Origin of the sequence: Chitinophaga sp. W3I9 (assembly GCF_050434025.1) — a bacterium.
In the GTDB taxonomy this organism is placed as follows: domain Bacteria; phylum Bacteroidota; class Bacteroidia; order Chitinophagales; family Chitinophagaceae; genus Chitinophaga.
The window spans coordinates 1,284,234-1,299,098 of the sequence record NZ_JBNPWC010000001.1; the positions used below are offsets into that span (position 1 = coordinate 1,284,234).

Annotated in this window: 18 protein-coding genes and 1 tRNA gene; 9 read left to right on the top strand and 10 right to left on the bottom strand. The window is 45.0% G+C overall.

Annotated elements, in window-relative coordinates:
- The first annotated feature begins 67 nt into the window (after window positions 1-67).
- The 4 genes from QFZ51_RS05585 (at window position 68) to QFZ51_RS05600 (ending at window position 2,424) form a co-directional block, all read left to right on the top strand.
- Window positions 68-619, top strand: coding sequence for a GNAT family N-acetyltransferase (locus tag QFZ51_RS05585; RefSeq protein ID WP_429043992.1), 552 nt, complete (start codon window positions 68-70; stop codon window positions 617-619).
- Window positions 620-676: 57 nt separating this feature from the next.
- Window positions 677-1,594: a helix-turn-helix domain-containing protein gene (locus tag QFZ51_RS05590; RefSeq protein ID WP_429043995.1), complete on the top strand. Its 918-nt coding sequence runs from the start codon at window positions 677-679 to the stop codon at window positions 1,592-1,594.
- Window positions 1,595-1,660: 66 nt separating this feature from the next.
- A complete protein-coding gene (locus tag QFZ51_RS05595; protein WP_429043997.1) occupies window positions 1,661-2,113 on the top strand; it encodes a hypothetical protein in 453 nt (150 codons plus the stop codon).
- A gap of 2 nt (window positions 2,114-2,115) precedes the next feature.
- Window positions 2,116-2,424: a DUF3817 domain-containing protein gene (locus QFZ51_RS05600; RefSeq protein ID WP_370911199.1), complete on the top strand. Its 309-nt coding sequence runs from the start codon at window positions 2,116-2,118 to the stop codon at window positions 2,422-2,424.
- A 182-nt stretch (window positions 2,425-2,606) separates the two neighbouring features.
- On the opposite strand, the gene QFZ51_RS05605 is transcribed toward QFZ51_RS05600, so the two are convergent.
- From QFZ51_RS05605 to QFZ51_RS05625, 5 genes are all read right to left on the bottom strand, one after another.
- Window positions 2,607-3,539, bottom strand: coding sequence for a FimB/Mfa2 family fimbrial subunit (locus tag QFZ51_RS05605; RefSeq protein ID WP_429044000.1), 933 nt, complete (start codon window positions 3,537-3,539; stop codon window positions 2,607-2,609).
- A gap of 269 nt (window positions 3,540-3,808) precedes the next feature.
- Window positions 3,809-3,895 (bottom strand) — tRNA-Ser (locus QFZ51_RS05610).
- Between the two features lie 91 nt (window positions 3,896-3,986).
- Window positions 3,987-4,679, bottom strand: coding sequence for an aquaporin Z (gene aqpZ, locus QFZ51_RS05615; protein WP_370911196.1), 693 nt, complete (start codon window positions 4,677-4,679; stop codon window positions 3,987-3,989).
- Window positions 4,680-4,823: 144 nt separating this feature from the next.
- A complete protein-coding gene (locus tag QFZ51_RS05620; RefSeq protein WP_429044004.1) occupies window positions 4,824-5,861 on the bottom strand; it encodes an asparaginase in 1,038 nt (345 codons plus the stop codon).
- Between the two features lie 41 nt (window positions 5,862-5,902).
- The gene (locus tag QFZ51_RS05625; RefSeq protein ID WP_429044005.1) at window positions 5,903-6,673 is read right to left on the bottom strand and encodes a TatD family hydrolase; all 771 of its coding nucleotides are present in this window, start codon (window positions 6,671-6,673) and stop codon (window positions 5,903-5,905) included.
- Between the two features lie 104 nt (window positions 6,674-6,777).
- Between QFZ51_RS05625 and QFZ51_RS05630 the strand changes: the two genes are divergently transcribed.
- Window positions 6,778-7,692 (top strand): hypothetical protein, encoded by a 915-nt coding sequence (locus tag QFZ51_RS05630; protein WP_429044007.1) that lies wholly within the window; start codon window positions 6,778-6,780, stop codon window positions 7,690-7,692.
- Between the two features lie 45 nt (window positions 7,693-7,737).
- On the opposite strand, the gene QFZ51_RS05635 is transcribed toward QFZ51_RS05630, so the two are convergent.
- Entirely contained in the window at window positions 7,738-8,361 is a 624-nt protein-coding gene (locus QFZ51_RS05635; protein ID WP_429044010.1) for a polysaccharide deacetylase family protein, read from the bottom strand.
- A 148-nt stretch (window positions 8,362-8,509) separates the two neighbouring features.
- Here QFZ51_RS05635 and gltX point away from each other — a divergent pair, with 148 nt between their 5' ends.
- A complete protein-coding gene (gltX, locus tag QFZ51_RS05640) occupies window positions 8,510-10,039 on the top strand; it encodes a glutamate--tRNA ligase (protein ID WP_429044013.1) in 1,530 nt (509 codons plus the stop codon).
- Between the two features lie 53 nt (window positions 10,040-10,092).
- Here gltX and vapC read toward each other — a convergent pair whose 3' ends face one another.
- From vapC to QFZ51_RS05660, 4 genes are all read right to left on the bottom strand, one after another.
- The gene (gene vapC, locus QFZ51_RS05645; protein ID WP_429051565.1) at window positions 10,093-10,362 is read right to left on the bottom strand and encodes a type II toxin-antitoxin system VapC family toxin; all 270 of its coding nucleotides are present in this window, start codon (window positions 10,360-10,362) and stop codon (window positions 10,093-10,095) included.
- Window positions 10,350-10,499, bottom strand: coding sequence for a hypothetical protein (locus tag QFZ51_RS05650; RefSeq protein WP_429044015.1), 150 nt, complete (start codon window positions 10,497-10,499; stop codon window positions 10,350-10,352). Before QFZ51_RS05650 ends, vapC begins: the two co-directional genes overlap by 13 nt.
- Window positions 10,499-10,693, bottom strand: a complete 195-nt coding sequence (locus QFZ51_RS05655; protein ID WP_429044017.1) for a type II toxin-antitoxin system VapB family antitoxin — start codon at window positions 10,691-10,693, stop codon at window positions 10,499-10,501. The genes QFZ51_RS05650 and QFZ51_RS05655 overlap by 1 nt, the downstream gene beginning before the upstream one ends.
- Window positions 10,694-10,787: 94 nt before the next feature.
- Window positions 10,788-12,458 carry a glutamine--tRNA ligase/YqeY domain fusion protein gene (locus QFZ51_RS05660; protein WP_429044020.1) on the bottom strand — a complete coding sequence of 557 codons (1,671 nt, stop codon included), beginning with the start codon at window positions 12,456-12,458 and terminating at the stop codon, window positions 10,788-10,790.
- Between the two features lie 93 nt (window positions 12,459-12,551).
- Between QFZ51_RS05660 and QFZ51_RS05665 the strand changes: the two genes are divergently transcribed.
- The 3 genes from QFZ51_RS05665 (at window position 12,552) to QFZ51_RS05675 (ending at window position 14,830) form a co-directional block, all read left to right on the top strand.
- Window positions 12,552-12,971 (top strand): cobalamin B12-binding domain-containing protein, encoded by a 420-nt coding sequence (locus tag QFZ51_RS05665; protein WP_429044021.1) that lies wholly within the window; start codon window positions 12,552-12,554, stop codon window positions 12,969-12,971.
- A 93-nt stretch (window positions 12,972-13,064) separates the two neighbouring features.
- Window positions 13,065-13,892 carry a hypothetical protein gene (locus QFZ51_RS05670; protein WP_429044024.1) on the top strand — a complete coding sequence of 276 codons (828 nt, stop codon included), beginning with the start codon at window positions 13,065-13,067 and terminating at the stop codon, window positions 13,890-13,892.
- A gap of 161 nt (window positions 13,893-14,053) precedes the next feature.
- Entirely contained in the window at window positions 14,054-14,830 is a 777-nt protein-coding gene (locus QFZ51_RS05675) for an enoyl-CoA hydratase/isomerase family protein (protein WP_370911186.1), read from the top strand.
- Window positions 14,831-14,865: the final 35 nt, after the last annotated feature.

Sequence of the window (14,865 nt, forward strand, 5' to 3'; positions counted from 1 at the left end):
AGCTGTATATCTAAAAAGATATGCCTGTTGATAAGTATAGCAACTGAATAATGATTATTTTAACTGTATGCTGGTACTTAATTTTAACCCCTTTCCGACGCTCGTTTCCGAACGATTTATTTTGAGGGCTCCTGCCTTGAGTGATGATGAAGCCATTGCCGCTCTCAGGTCGGACCCGCGTGTGAACCAGTTCCTGAACCGGGCTGCCACCACTACGGTAGCAGAGGCGCAGCAGTTTATTGAAAAGCTACAAGCAGGCATCGCTGCCAACAAATCGCTGTACTGGATAATTACCGGCAAAGAAAGTAACCAACTCGTTGGCACTATCTGTTGCTGGAACATAGTACCTGAATCCGGCCGGGCTGAAATTGGCTACGAGCTTCGCTCTGCCTTCTTTGGAAAAGGCATTATGCAGGAAGTGATACCGGTGGTCATAAAGTTTGGATTTGAGCAATTGCATCTTCAAAAAATTGCAGCTCTCCCCGCTGACAAAAATGAAAAATCCATTAAGCTCCTCGAACGTCATCACTTTGAAATCGATCACGCATTGAGAGAAGAACTGGAAAAGGAAGATGATCTGACGGGGCTGTTGTGTTACTCCCTCGCCAGGCCAGCATAATATGGGCCTGCCGGGAAGCGCATAATTTTTTACCTTCAGGGTAAAAGAAAATTGATCATGCCAGCGAGAAAGGGAATAAGGGTATACGGTCCTGGTTCATTTACTGCCAGGTTTATGCAACCTAAGAAGGAGCTTGATAACATCTTAAGACCCGATTTTGATAAGTTTTTTATAGTGAAAGTGGAAGAGATGTACCGGCTGGTAACGCAGTCAGTACCGGCTTCCAGGTCTACCAACCATAGCTGCCTGTTTATTACCAGTGGAGAAGCAAGTATAAAAATTGGCAGTGAATTGTATACCATCCACAAAAATGAAATGTTGTTTGTACCGGCGGGCCAGGTTTTTTCCTTTAAAAGCGGGGAGGTGAACAAGGGATATCTGTGTAATTTCCATACTGATATCCTTACCGGCAAATACAATACACAAGAGCCGCTGAGAGCATTTGATTTTTTAAGGGTATGGGGCAATCCAAGGATCAGTCTCGACAGGCAAACCGCGGGGTTTGTGGTGCATCTTTTCAAACGCCTGTTATTTGATTACAGCCGGAACGGGCTGCAGCACTTGGAAATTATCCAGCCATACCTGATCACATTACTATGCGAAGTAAAGCTGCTTTACAAGCCGCTGACGGGCAGTCATCAAACGGCAGCCGTCAATACCACCAATCGTTTTAAGGAGCTGGTATTTACCAATGTCCGGTCGCGGCACCTGGTAACGGATTATGCATCCCTGCTGAATATTTCCCCCAATCATTTAACCAAATCAGTGAAAGCGGTTACCGGTAAATCACCTGCGCGGTGGATCGACGAGGCCATCGTGCTGGAAGCAAAAGTATTGTTAAGTCAAAGTGATCTCACCATCAGCGAAGTAGCGGAGGAAGTGGGTTTCGGGGATCAGTCGTACTTCACCCGGCTCTTTAAAAAGTATGAAGGTATTACCCCTACTGATTTCCGCAGGAAGATTGAATTGTCCTAAAACAACCCTTATTTGTCCTAACAGCCCGTTGCTTTTAGTCAGAGCTTTGCGGGCATGTATTTCTTTTTGTTATTCATACATTCATTATTCCGCTGGGCAGTAGTACTAAGCCTTTTATACGCTGTATACCGTGGCATACGCGGATGGAGCCGCAAAGAAGTATTTACCCGGCAGGATGATCTGGTAAGACATGGTACCGCCACCATTGCACATATCCAGCTGGCGATTGGTTATATCCTGTACTTTAACAGCCCGGTGGTGGCTTATTTCAGGTCTCATTACCATGAGGCTATCCGGCAATTTGATTTCCTGTTTTTCGGGTTAATACATATTGTGCTGATGACCATCGCCATTGTTTTTATAACTATTGGTTCATCGGTAGCCAAACGGCAAAATACCGATGCAGGCAGGTTCCGTACAATGACCATTTGGTTTTCCCTCGCGCTTATTATTATTTTCATTGCAATACCGTGGCCGTTCTCACCGCTGGCGAACCGGCCATATATAAGACCATTTTAACTATGCTGAAGTTCTTTAATACAAAAATAGGAAGATTGCGGCTGATCGCCTTTTTAGAAGGGATTTCCCTGCTGATACTGATTGGAGTGGCAGTACCGCTGAAGTATGTATATCATGATGCTTCCCTGGTAAAGGCAATAGGCCCCGTGCACGGAATATTATTCCTGTTCTTTATCCTGAATACCCTGAGCGTAGGAATTGCCTATAAGTGGAAATTCAGTACAACTACCTGGAAAGTTTTACTGGCGTGTATTATTCCTTTCGGAACGTTTTATGTGGACCGGGTTATTTTGTCGCGGATGATGGCGTGAGAACTATGAGGGATGAAGCTAGCCGGGCTTGATTGCCGAAGTTAGTTCGTAGCTGCAAGACAACAGGTTTGTTTCGACGAAAAACTTTTTGGGATAAAAGCCTTAAAGCGCTGGCAACTTAAGCTACCAGCGCTTTAAAGCTTGTTCAGAAGATTTTGCACTGAATAGTTGTAGTAAACAGATTAAAAATCAATTGTCTGAGCTGGATTCCATATATTATTAATACTAACACTGAATCCACTATTGACATTAGTTACCGGAGGTATTGCGGGATATAAACTACCAGTCAGTATTGTTTTTGTATTTTTAGTAAGTGTAATAGGGCCAATTGTTTTAGTTAACATCGTATTTGTTACTTTGTCTGGATAATTGATATCTATCCTGATTTCTTCACTTGTATTCATAATCAGTTCGCTAAATAATTGCTGAGTTCTTTGGGGAATTTTCAGTTGCATAGGAATCCCTGTATATGCCCAGGCCGAAAAAATCTCAAAATAGGTGTTTTCAGATCTTACGTTGACGGTTATATTTGAATCAGCTCTGATAGCAGGAGCATCTGTAATATTTACTTCCAAAGAAGCCATGATGCGTTCCAGAGATAAACTGAAGTTGTTTGCGGTAGTGTCGGGTCCAACTGTAATTTGCATCTTTTTGTAAAAGATATCCGGGAACGCAGCTAATATAGTATTGTTGTTATAATCTGCATTAAGATTTATACCAGCGTTACGTAATTCATCACTTATTATCAGAGAATCACTGGAAGCAATCAGGGCTATTGTACATTCTCCACTTGGTAATGAATCTGAAATAACGCCAAAATCCGCATCGGTGGATCTTTGATGTATATAACTAATTCTGTCTCCATTATTTTTAAAGGCAAAAAAGTAAATATCAGAAACCGCTGTATTAAGCGTTGAATCTTTTGCAAAAATTGACGAAGGAGCCATTCTGCCGGAAGCGCTGGGTAGCTGCTGCACTTTTTTTATAAACTCAGCAACGCTTACTTTGAATGGAATTTGTACCTGACGGGTGTCTGGTCTTTCATTGGTGTTGTCTTTGCTACAGGCATAAAACAGTACACTTAGCGATAACGCTATAAGCCATTTTTTTTTCATAGATAAAATGTGTTTGAGAATTTAAATATAAGGGTTGAAAATTTTGACAAATAATAGATTGTATGGATTATGGGTTCACAACTCTCGTTAAAACAATGACTAATTATACTTTTTCTTCAAATAAAGGAATATCTTATTGTGGAAGTCTAAAGATACTTTCCATTTTAGAAAAAATGGAATATCCCACACGAAATTACAGCGCTATTTTTAAGTAGATAAGCAAAACAAAAAAGCCCTGATAACTTGCGTTACCAGAGCTTTAAAGCTTGCGGAGAAGAAGGGATTCGAACCCTTGATAGGCTTTCACCTATACACACTTTCCAGGCGTGCCAGTTCAACCACTCCTGCACTTCTCCGTGATTATCTTTGCCTGAATACAAAGGAAGGGTTGATTTTCCAATTCAGGGTTGCAAAGATAATCCTTTAGTTTATATTTCAAAAAAAAGTTTAATTCTTATCGTACAGCTTCCATATTCCTCCGCCTAAAAGCCCGCCTACAATGGGTCCTACGAGAAACACCCACAAATGGGAAAGGGCGGCGCCACCAACAAACAGAGCCGGTCCGATGCTCCTTGCGGGGTTCACAGATACCCCTGTAACCGGGATGCCTACAATATGGATCATGGTGAGGCAGAGGCCTATTGCCAGTCCGGCAAATGCGCTGTTGCCGTTGTTTTTACTAGTGCTGCCATGAACTACCACCAGGAAAATGGCGGTAAGAACGATTTCAGCAATCAATCCACTGATCAGTGAATAATGGTCTGGTGAGCCATCTTCCACACCATTGGCGCCAAGGCCATTAGCAGCAAGACTGTAATCTGCTTTTCCCTGTGCAATAAAATACAGGAGAGCAGCAGCAACAATACCTCCGATGATCTGTGCTACAATATATCCGCCCGCATCTTTGCCGGATATTTTGCCTGTAGACCACAGGGAAATAGTAATAGCCGGATTCAAGTGACATCCGGAGATGTGGCCTACAGCGTACGCCATGGTTACTACTGATAAACCAAATGCAAAAGCGATACCCAGAAACCCTACGTGCGTACCGGCTAACACGGCACTGCCGCAACCCATAAATACCAGGACAAAAGTGCCGAAGAATTCAGCAATGCATTTCTGTGATAAGGAAACTCCCATAGAATAATGAATTTTGTGGTGAATAGAAAATAGGGGAAGAGAATTTGGTGATGGTTAAAATTACCTTAAATATTCAAAATAAAAAAAAGCGAAAGTACAACTGAATGTATCTCCCGCTTGTAATAGCTTCCGTTAAAAAGGTATTTAGTATACTTCGATTGGCGTTAGTTCGCCCCGCAGGGATGTTTCCAGCATTGTCTTTGCATCTTCTACAGAGAGGCCCTGACCCAATACGAACATCAGTTTGGTGACTGCTGCTTCAAAGGTCATATCATGCCCGCTCACTACACCAATTTCCACTAAATGCTGACTGGTTTCATATTTGCCTAACTCCACAGAGCCGCCATCACACTGGGTAATGTCTACTACAATGGCGCCATGATCAATCACTTTTTTTATGCTCTCAATAAACCAGGGCTGTGTGTTGGTGTTGCCACTGCCAAAGGTTTCCATGATCACACCTTTCAAACCGGATACACCCAGTGTGGCTTCTACAGCTCTCCTGGTAATGCCCGGGAATAATTTCAGTACGGTGATATTTGTTTCCAGTTCCTTATGCACCTTCAGTGGTTGTGTAGGCGGCGGTAAAATAAACTGATGCTTGAATTTAATATCAATGCCGGCTTCCGCAAGCTGAGGATAGTTCATGGTATAGAAGGCCTCAAATTTTTCCGCATTATATTTTTTGGAACGGTTGCCTCTGAACAGGGAGAAGTCAAAGTAAATACATACTTCAGGTACCATAGAGATGGCAGTGCCATTATGCCTGCTGCAGGCTATTTCCATCGCTGTAATGATGTTCTCTTTGGCATCTGTACGTATTTTCCCGATGGGAAGCTGGGAGCCGGTTAAGATAACGGGCTTCGACAGGTTTTCCAGCATGAAGCTCAGGGCGGACGCCGTGAAGGCCATTGTATCGGATCCGTGCAGAATTACAAAACCATCGTACCGGTCGTACCGGTCTTCAATTATACTGGCCAGTTCCACCCATATCTCCGGCTGCATGTCTGATGAATCAATAGGCGGATTAAATGCGTACACATAAAAATCGATGCCCATCCGGTATAGTTCCGGTAAATTATTTCTTATTTCATTGAAGCCGATCGGGCGCAGTGCTTTGGTTTTATCGTCGTAGATCATACCTACAGTACCGCCCGTGTAAATTATCAGAATTTTACTCATTGTGCTAGTAGCCATTGCCTGCAAAGGTATTCACTAAACAGTTAGAGCATTTTGAATAATTTCCGGGCATTGCTGCTTGTTATAGCTGCAACGTCTGCTATTTTTAGATTTTTTATATCTGCCACCTTTTCACCTGCCAGCGGGAGGTAAGCACTTTCATTGCGTTTACCGCGATAAGGAACCGGCGCCAGATAGGGTGCATCTGTTTCCATCACGATATGCGCCAGGTCTATTTCTTCCAGCAGCTTATCCAAACCGGACTTCTTGAAGGTAACTACCCCGCCTATGCCCAGGTAAAAGCCCAGGTCAATGATTTCCTTAGCTTCTTCCAGGGTGCCTGAAAAACAGTGAAAAACACCGCTTAAACGGCCATCCTGCAATGCCTTTACTTCATTGATACATTCCCGTGTAGCTTCCCGGCTGTGAATGGATACGGGCAACCCATACTCCCGCGCCAGCATCAGTTGCTCCTGGAAAGCCTTGTATTGCTGAATGAGCAGGGATTTATCCCAGTAAAAATCCAGTCCTATTTCCCCGATCGCCCGGAAAGGCCGCTGCTGTAACCAGGCTCTTACCAGGTCCAGTTGCTCATCTACGGCTTCCTTTACATAACAGGGGTGTATTCCCATCATGGCATAAATATGATCGGGATACCTGGCTTCCAGCGCCAGCATTCCTTCAATGGAACTCTCGTCTATATTCGGCAACAACAGTTTATCTACCCCCGCTGCTATGGCCCGCGCTATCATTTCGTCCCGGTCGGCCTCAAATTCTTCAGAATAAAGGTGCGTGTGGGTATCCATCCAAAGCATAATAATTATTTTATTAAATTTGTAATTTCTTTAATATTTAAACGGTATCTTTATTTCTGTAAAGGTAAAGACCGAAAAACCTAATTGCTAATAAAACCTAAACTATGAAAAGCTATTTCAGTACCAATCGTGTGCTGGCGTGGACCTTCACCAGCGTGGCGGTAGTCACCATTTTCTTTGCCTGTAAGAAGGAAGTAACCACAGATACAGCACCGAATAACCAATCAGATAACAATACCATTGCTGCTTCGCAACACGAGGCGGCTGCCAGTGCTATGTACAGCGGACTGTTTGAAACAGTGGCGGAAGTAGCTATTACGCAGGGTTTGTTTACCGCCCGCAAGGCAGATAACGTAAACAATGCGCTGGCCAATACAGCCTCCACTGGCTGCCCGGTAGCGGAACTAATGGATGCCACCAATCCCGACCAGTGGCCCAAAAAAGTAAAGATTGATTTTGGGGAATCGTGCCTCGACAGGTATGGCGTATTCCGCAGCGGCATATTGAATGTTACTTTCAGCGGTCCGTTATTTAATCCTGCTTCAATCATCCTGGTGGAGCCGGTTGGTTATAAACTCAATGGAAAATCAGTAGAAGGCCGCTTTACCATCAGTGGCGTGAGCTACAGCGCAACAACCGGTATCCAGTATACCACCGAGTTAACTAACGGAAAAGTAACGCTCAGCGATACCATTGTAATCAACTACGCCAGTAAGAAAACCATTAAGCAAACAGCAGGTTTTGACCCGGTAACACCGTTGTTAAATCCTTCTGATGATGTGTTTACCGTGGAGGGAACAGCCAGCATTTCTTATGAAAAAGGACCTGTAATTGGTGTTACGGCCACTTTTACAACACAGGAAGCACTGGTGAAAATATTTGACTGCCAGCACTTCGTTAAAGGAAAACTGAAGGTTGAATTTGATAAAGTAACCGGGGTAATTGATTATGGTAATGGTAAATGTACCGATCCCATTACGATTACTGTGGGAGATAAAACCAAAGAGATTAAATTATAAAACCTCTTAACTGTTGCTGATAAATGAGTTTATCAGCAACAGTTATTATAGTATAGCGGCTACTTCAAATTTTTGCTTCCTGCAATACTCCAGTACCCGTGGCAGCGCATACTCCAGCCGGTCCCAGGCTTTGGCGCTGTCGTGAAAAACCACAATAGATCCCGGCTGCAACTTGAATACTACATTCTGCACACAGGCTTCCCCGTTGATTTGCGTATCAAAATCGCCACTGAGGATGTCCCACATAATAATTTTAGCGCCCGGTATCTTATTCCTGATCTGACGGATCTGGAAGGGAGTGATCCTGCCATAGGGAGGTCTGAACAATGGAGAGGCAATATATTTTGCTGCTTCCAGCACATTCTCAATATATTTTCCGGTATTGGTTTTCCATCCGTTCAAATGGTTTTGGGTATGATTGCCGGTAGTATGCCCTGCTTCCAGTATCTGCTGATAGATAGCGGGATGCTCCAGTACATTTTTTCCTATACAGAAAAAAGTAGCTTTGGCATTGAACTTTGCCAGTTGCTCGAGCACAAAGGGCGTTGCCTGCGGATGCGGACCATCATCAAAAGTAAGATATACCTTATTCCCTGCTGGGGACAGATTCCAGACACAGCTTTTGTATAAGGCTTTCAGGATGCCGGGAGTTTTAGTAAGATAGAACATATAGCCTTTGGCTTTTTAGCGATGAGCTTTAGTATTGCAATATACTTAATGTCTGTTAGCAGGGCTTCGTATTAAAAAATTTTAATCTCCCAATTATCTCCCTGGCAATAACTTCCACCTAAAAGCTAAATCCTTATCTTTGCGGCCTATGGATCACAAAAAAGTAAGAGTGCGTTTTGCGCCCAGTCCTACTGGTGGCTTACATCTTGGAGGTGTACGCACTGTATTGTTCAACTATTTGTTTGCAAAGCAGCATAACGGCGATTTTGTGCTGCGTATAGAAGATACAGACCAAACCCGTTACGTTCCCGGCGCGGAAGAGTATATCAATGAATGTTTGCGTTGGTGTGGCCTTATTCCTGATGAAAGCCCGGAAGCAGGCGGACCGTTTGCTCCTTACCGTCAGAGTGAGCGCAAGCACTTATACCGTCAATATGCGGAACAGCTGGTAAAAACCGGTCATGCATACTACGCTTTCGATACCCCCGAAGAATTGGAAAGTATGCGTGAGCGGCTGAAAACGCCGGAGAATCCTTCTCCGCAATACAACCATATTGTAAGGGCCAAAATGCGTAATTCCCTTACGCTCTCCGATGCTGAAGTACAGGACCTGCTGGCGAAGGATACGCCACATGTTATCCGTATAAATATGCCTGCCAATGAAGAAGTTACTTTTACCGACCTGGTTCGCGGAGAAGTTACCTTCCATACTTCGCAGGTAGATGATAAAGTTTTGCTGAAAGCAGATGGTATGCCTACCTATCACCTTGCTGTGGTAGTGGACGATTATCTCATGAAAATAACCCATGCCTTCCGCGGAGAAGAATGGCTGCCTTCGGCGCCGGTACATCTCCTGCTTTGGAAATTCCTGGGTTGGGAAGCGGATATGCCGCAATGGGCGCATCTTCCACTGATCCTGAAACCGGATGGCAATGGTAAACTGAGCAAACGTGACGGCGATCGTTTAGGCTTCCCCGTGTACGCCATGAACTGGACAGATCCTGTGAGTAAAGAAGTAACGAAAGGCTTCCGTGAACGCGGTTTCCTGCCGGAAGCATTTATTAATATGCTGGTGATGCTGGGCTGGAATGATGGTACCGAACAGGAAATTTTCTCCCTGGAGGAGTTGATCCAAAAGTTCTCCCTGGAGCGCGTGCATAAGGCGGGTGCTAAATTCGATTTTGAAAAAGCCAAATGGTTTAACCACCAGTATATTCACCACAAAGACAATGAAAGCCTGGCAGCCTTGTTCCAGCCGGTGCTGGATGAAAAAGGTGTTACCGCCGATCCTGCTTATGTGGCTACCGTTGCTGGCCTGGTAAAGGAGCGCTGCTATTTTGTGAATGAAATATGGGATCACGGATTTTTCTTCTTCCAAAGCCCTGACAGCTATGATGAAGCTGCTGTAAAACCAAAATGGAATGCAGATAAAGAAGCATTTTTCCATACCTGGTCTGAACAGCTGGAATCGTTATCTGCTGCTGCTGCTGCCGATTTGGAAACTGCCTTCAAAGCGCTGGCTGCTGAAAAGAATCTTAAAATGGGAGATGTACAACTGCCGTTCCGCATTATGCTGACCGGCGGTAAATTCGGCCCTCCTGTATTTGATATCGTGGCCACGCTCGGTGTAGCGGAAACCCGTAACAGGATTGCAAAGGGACTGGCAGCGTTTAAGTAGAATTGTTAGTAGTTTCAAATAAATGAAGGCTAAGCGACGTGAGTCGCTTAGCCTTAGTTATTTTTCCATGTTTTTAATTCCGAGTGCGTGCTGATCAGCTCAAAGTCGCTGTCGTTGTGCACCACTTCCAGATCAAAGCTCATGGCATAAAAAGCAATTACGCAATCGTTGCTTTTGCGAATGGTAATACCTTTTTTGCGGAGTGAACGGAATAAGGAGGAGGCGCCTATAGCGGCTGCCATAGGCGCAATTTCCAGTCTTGTAAAACGGCGGAATGTTTCCTTTACTTTCTGATGCTGGTTATCATCTCTTATTCCTTGCAGGCATTCCTGAACAACATGGGAATAAGCGGAATTTCAAAATCATTATCGATGTAATGAGTTAACAGGTTGGTTTGTGGTGTTTCCTTCCGCCGTAAAGCATCAATCCAAACGGATGTGTCGAAGAGTAGTGGTCGCATTATTTACCTCGCATTTCGTTTAAATCTCCATCCCATTCAATCTTTCCCTTCAGATCTAAAAATTTACGCTGATTCATACCTAAGATATACTTCCTCAGCGCCTCGTTTACCACTTCCTCTTTGGTTTTACCCTTGTTAAGCTTCATCGCTTCTTTGATCAGCTTATCGTCTAAGTCTATATTAGTTTTGGACATATAAGTGATTTACTGTAAATAAAAATACATATAATTATACACATAAAAAGGCCGGACAGTAACTGCCCGGCCTTCACTTTTTTTAAAAAAATATTTATTTCCCTTTGGCGTTTTCTTTTGCCCAGGCATCTTTCAGCGTTACGGTCCGGTTGAACACTATTTTTTCCGGCGTGCTGTCTTTATCCACCACAAAGTAGCCTTTGCGCAGGAACTGGAATCGTTCACCCGGGGCAGCCTGCAGCAGTCCTGGTTCCACATACGCCTGTTTGATGATGTGCAGCGAATCCGGGTTGATGAGCGTTTTGAAGTCGGCTTCCTCTGCCTGTGGATTTTCCGCGGTAAACAGGCGGTCGTAGATCCGCACTTCAGCGGTAGCGGCATGTGCTGCGCTTACCCAGTGAATGGTACCTTTAACGGTTAAGCCGCTCTGGTCGCCGCCACTTTTGCTTTCGGGCAGGTACGTGGCGTAAATGGTAGTGATATTGCCATCGGCATCTTTCTCAAAGCTTTCGCCTTTGATGATATAGGCATTTTTCAGTCGTACCATCAGGCCGGGACCGAGGCGGAAGAACTTTTTAGGAGGCGCCTCCATGAAGTCTTCCCGCTCAATGTACAGGGTATTGCTGAAAGGCAGCGTGCGGGAGCCAGCGTTTTCATCTTCCGGGTTATTATCGGCAGCCATTTCTTCTACCTGTCCTTCCGGGTAATTGGTGATCACCAGCTTTACCGGGTCCAGCACTGCCATTACGCGGTTGGCGGTTCTGTTCAGCTCTTCGCGGATACAGAATTCCAGCAGGCCGAGTTCAATCATGTTGTCACGTTTCTGTACACCTACGCGTTCGCAGAGCTGGCGGATGCTGGCGGCGGTGTAGCCGCGGCGGCGCAGACCACTGATGGTAGGCATGCGGGGATCGTCCCATCCGCTTACGTGACCTTCTTCCACCAGTTGTTTCAGTTTTCGTTTACTCATCACCGTATAGGTGAGGTTTAAACGCGCAAACTCGTACTGGCGGCTGGGGAAGATCTCCAGTTCTTTGATGAACCAGTCGTACAGCGGGCGGTGCGGGATGAACTCCAGCGTACAGATGGAATGGGTAATATGTTCGATGCTATCGCTCTGTCCGTGCGCAAAATCATACATCGGGTAGATGCACCATTTGTCGCCGGTACGATGGTGATGGGCATGTTTAATGCGATACATGAGCGGGTCGCGCATGTGCATATTGGGGGAAGCCAGGTCTCCTTTGGCGCGGAGTGTTTTTTCCCCGTCTTTGAATTCGCCTTTGCGCATCCGCTCAAACAGGTCCAGGTTTTCCGCTGCAGAGCGACTTCTGGCCGGCGTGGGCGTACCGGGTACGGTGGGGGTACCTTTGGCTGCGGCAATTTCATCGGCGCTGGCATCTTCTACATAGGCCAGTCCTTTTTCTATCATTTTTACGGCAAATGCGTAAAGTTGTTCAAAATAGTCGGAGGCATACAATTCCTTTTCCCACTCAAATCCCAGCCAGCGGATATCCTCTTTAATGGAATCCACGTATTCAGTATCTTCTGTTACCGGGTTGGTATCATCGAAGCGGAGATTGGTTTTTCCATTGTATTTCTGGGCCAGTCCAAAGTTCAGCACAATGGATTTGGCATGACCTATATGCAGGTAGCCATTAGGTTCTGGCGGAAAACGGGTCAGTACCCTTCCGTCATTAACGCCGTTCGCTATGTCTTCTTCAACAATTTGTTCTATAAAATTGAGGGATCTTTCTTCGCTCATAATGATTTTATCTTGGACGGCAAATGTACAAAAAAGCCGAGAGCTTAAGCTTTCTGCTTTTTCGTACATTTACTTCCTTAATATGATAATGGTATGGTCAACCCGTTAAATCGTCCTGTTCGTGTATTGGTAGCTAAAGTAGGCCTGGATGGCCACGACAGGGGCGCAAAAGTAATTGCGGCAGCACTGCGGGATGCCGGAATGGAGGTAATATATACCGGTTTACGCCAAACCCCGGAAATGGTGGTGAATGCAGCCCTGCAGGAAGACGTGGATGCTATTGGTATCAGTATCCTCTCCGGCGCCCATATGACCGTATTCCCCAAGATCATTGCCCAGATGAAGGAAAAGGGTATGAACGACGTACTGCTGACCGGTGGCGGCATTATCCCCGATGCCGATATGGAAACACTGCAGGAAATGGGGGTAGGAAAACTGTTCCCTCCCGGCACCAACACCAAAGATATTTCCGAGTATATCACCAGCTGGGTGGCCAGTCATAGGAATTTTTAAAAATATTTCCCTGTTGCCGTAACATTTTCTAAACCGGGTCGTCTTTAATGGAAATAGTCCACCAAATATCTAAAAACCATAACACCCGTTTTTATGAAATGTAAGTTGTGCCCGTTATTCCTGTTACTGTTGATGTTGTGTTGTAATGTATTTGCCCAGGAGAAAAAAGATTCAGCCAATGCTGCTGCCCCCGATACTACTACCGGGAAAACCGTTTTTTCCATCATTTTCGGAAAATATCCCAAACACCGGGAAGGGGTATACGTAACCCACGGTGGCGACGGCCCCCTGCTGTCCTTTGCTTCTATGAAAGAAAACGGGGAGCACCTGCGCAACATCCCCCGGTTTACCCTCTTTCTTAATGTTGGCTCTAACTTTAATAAAGACTTCTCTAAAAACTTTGGAGTTTTTACGGGCATCAATATCAAAAATATTGGTCTGATCTCCAAACCTACCGACTCTCTGAAGCTTAAACAGCGGGTGTATACCCTTGGTGTTCCGCTGGGGATAAAGATAGGTGATGTGACTTCCGGCAGCTTCTTCTTTTTTGCCGGTGGAGAAATAGACCTGGCCGTTAATTATAAAGAGAAACAATTTGTAGATGGTGATAAAGTCCATAAGTTCAATGAATGGTTCAGCGACCGTACACCGCTGCTGATGCCCTCCTTTTTTGCCGGGTTCCGCATTAACCCCGGCTTCGGACTGAAAGTGCAATACTACCCGCAGAATTTCTTTAACAAAGACTTTAAAACAAAAGATAAAGACGGTAATTCCGTTTATCCATATAAAAACTTAGAAGCAAATATGATGTTCGTTACGCTCAATTATAACTTCAGCGGTATCGATTATTTTAAAGTAAAGAAGAAAAGACACTATATGAAGATGAAAAATGGCAAGGCAGAGTTTGAAGTGAACTATTAAGAAATATATCCGCTATTTTTAGCAAACCGGAACTAATTGTAAAATTGGTTCCGGTTTTTTTTGTCGATAGCGGTTATCACCAAAATGAGGGGAGGCGGCTATCGGGCTGATTCGTTAGGTTATTGAATATTGCTTAATATTGATAAACTAAAATACGGCACATGTATCAGACGTTAAGCACACAATTGGAAAACAATATCCTCACGATTACGATCAACCGCCCGGAAAAGCTGAATGCCCTCAACCAGCAGGTGCTGGCCGACCTGGCATTGGCGGTAGATGAAATATACAGCAACCGGGAAATCAAGGGCGCCATTATTACCGGTGCAGGTGAAAAAGCTTTTGTGGCAGGTGCAGATATCAGCGAGTTTCTTACTTTATCAGATAAACAAGGAGAAGAACTGGCCAAGAAAGGGCATGTAATTTTCCAGCGTATAGAAAGCAGCCCTAAGCCCATCATTGCCGCTGTAAACGGCTTTGCACTGGGCGGGGGCTGCGAACTGGCGATGGCCTGCCATTTCCGGATTGCCAGCGACAACGCAAAGTTTGGCCAGCCGGAAGTAAACCTCGGGCTCATTCCGGGTTATGGCGGTACACAGCGTCTTACGCAGCTCATAGGAAAGGGAAAAGCCCTGGAACTGATGCTCACCGGGGACATGATCAATGCCACAGAAGCACAGGCCTGGGGATTGGTGAACCATGTTTTAAAGCTCGAAGAATTGCTGCCCAAAGCGAAATCCATCTTACAAAAAATACAAACAAAAGCGCCGCTGGCAGTAGCCCGCGTGATTAAATGCGCTAATGCCGCACTGGATAAGGACATGGACGGCTTTGAGCTGGAACTGAAGGAGTTCGGGGCCTGCTTCGCTACAAAAGATCTGCAGGAAGGCGCTGCCGCCTTTATTCAGAAAAGACAGGCGAATTTTACCGGGGAATAGCTTGCAGCCCAACCCGTAAAGCCGTACTTTTGTAG

Coding starts and splice junctions, on each gene's coding strand:
- QFZ51_RS05650 (WP_429044015.1), bottom strand. CDS start 10,499: ATGCGACCACTACTCTTCGACACATCCGTTTGGATTGATGCTTTACGG.
- QFZ51_RS05620 (WP_429044004.1), bottom strand. CDS start 5,861: ATGAGTAAAATTCTGATAATTTACACGGGCGGTACTGTAGGTATGATC.
- QFZ51_RS05660 (WP_429044020.1), bottom strand. CDS start 12,458: ATGAGCGAAGAAAGATCCCTCAATTTTATAGAACAAATTGTTGAAGAA.
- QFZ51_RS05585 (WP_429043992.1), top strand. CDS start 68: ATGCTGGTACTTAATTTTAACCCCTTTCCGACGCTCGTTTCCGAACGA.
- QFZ51_RS05655 (WP_429044017.1), bottom strand. CDS start 10,693: ATGTCCAAAACTAATATAGACTTAGACGATAAGCTGATCAAAGAAGCG.
- QFZ51_RS05630 (WP_429044007.1), top strand. CDS start 6,778: ATGAAAAGCTATTTCAGTACCAATCGTGTGCTGGCGTGGACCTTCACC.
- QFZ51_RS05635 (WP_429044010.1), bottom strand. CDS start 8,361: ATGTTCTATCTTACTAAAACTCCCGGCATCCTGAAAGCCTTATACAAA.
- QFZ51_RS05605 (WP_429044000.1), bottom strand. CDS start 3,539: ATGAAAAAAAAATGGCTTATAGCGTTATCGCTAAGTGTACTGTTTTAT.
- QFZ51_RS05600 (WP_370911199.1), top strand. CDS start 2,116: ATGCTGAAGTTCTTTAATACAAAAATAGGAAGATTGCGGCTGATCGCC.
- QFZ51_RS05675 (WP_370911186.1), top strand. CDS start 14,054: ATGTATCAGACGTTAAGCACACAATTGGAAAACAATATCCTCACGATT.
- QFZ51_RS05665 (WP_429044021.1), top strand. CDS start 12,552: ATGGTCAACCCGTTAAATCGTCCTGTTCGTGTATTGGTAGCTAAAGTA.
- aqpZ (WP_370911196.1), bottom strand. CDS start 4,679: ATGGGAGTTTCCTTATCACAGAAATGCATTGCTGAATTCTTCGGCACT.
- QFZ51_RS05625 (WP_429044005.1), bottom strand. CDS start 6,673: ATGCTTTGGATGGATACCCACACGCACCTTTATTCTGAAGAATTTGAG.
- QFZ51_RS05590 (WP_429043995.1), top strand. CDS start 677: ATGCCAGCGAGAAAGGGAATAAGGGTATACGGTCCTGGTTCATTTACT.
- gltX (WP_429044013.1), top strand. CDS start 8,510: ATGGATCACAAAAAAGTAAGAGTGCGTTTTGCGCCCAGTCCTACTGGT.
- QFZ51_RS05670 (WP_429044024.1), top strand. CDS start 13,065: ATGAAATGTAAGTTGTGCCCGTTATTCCTGTTACTGTTGATGTTGTGT.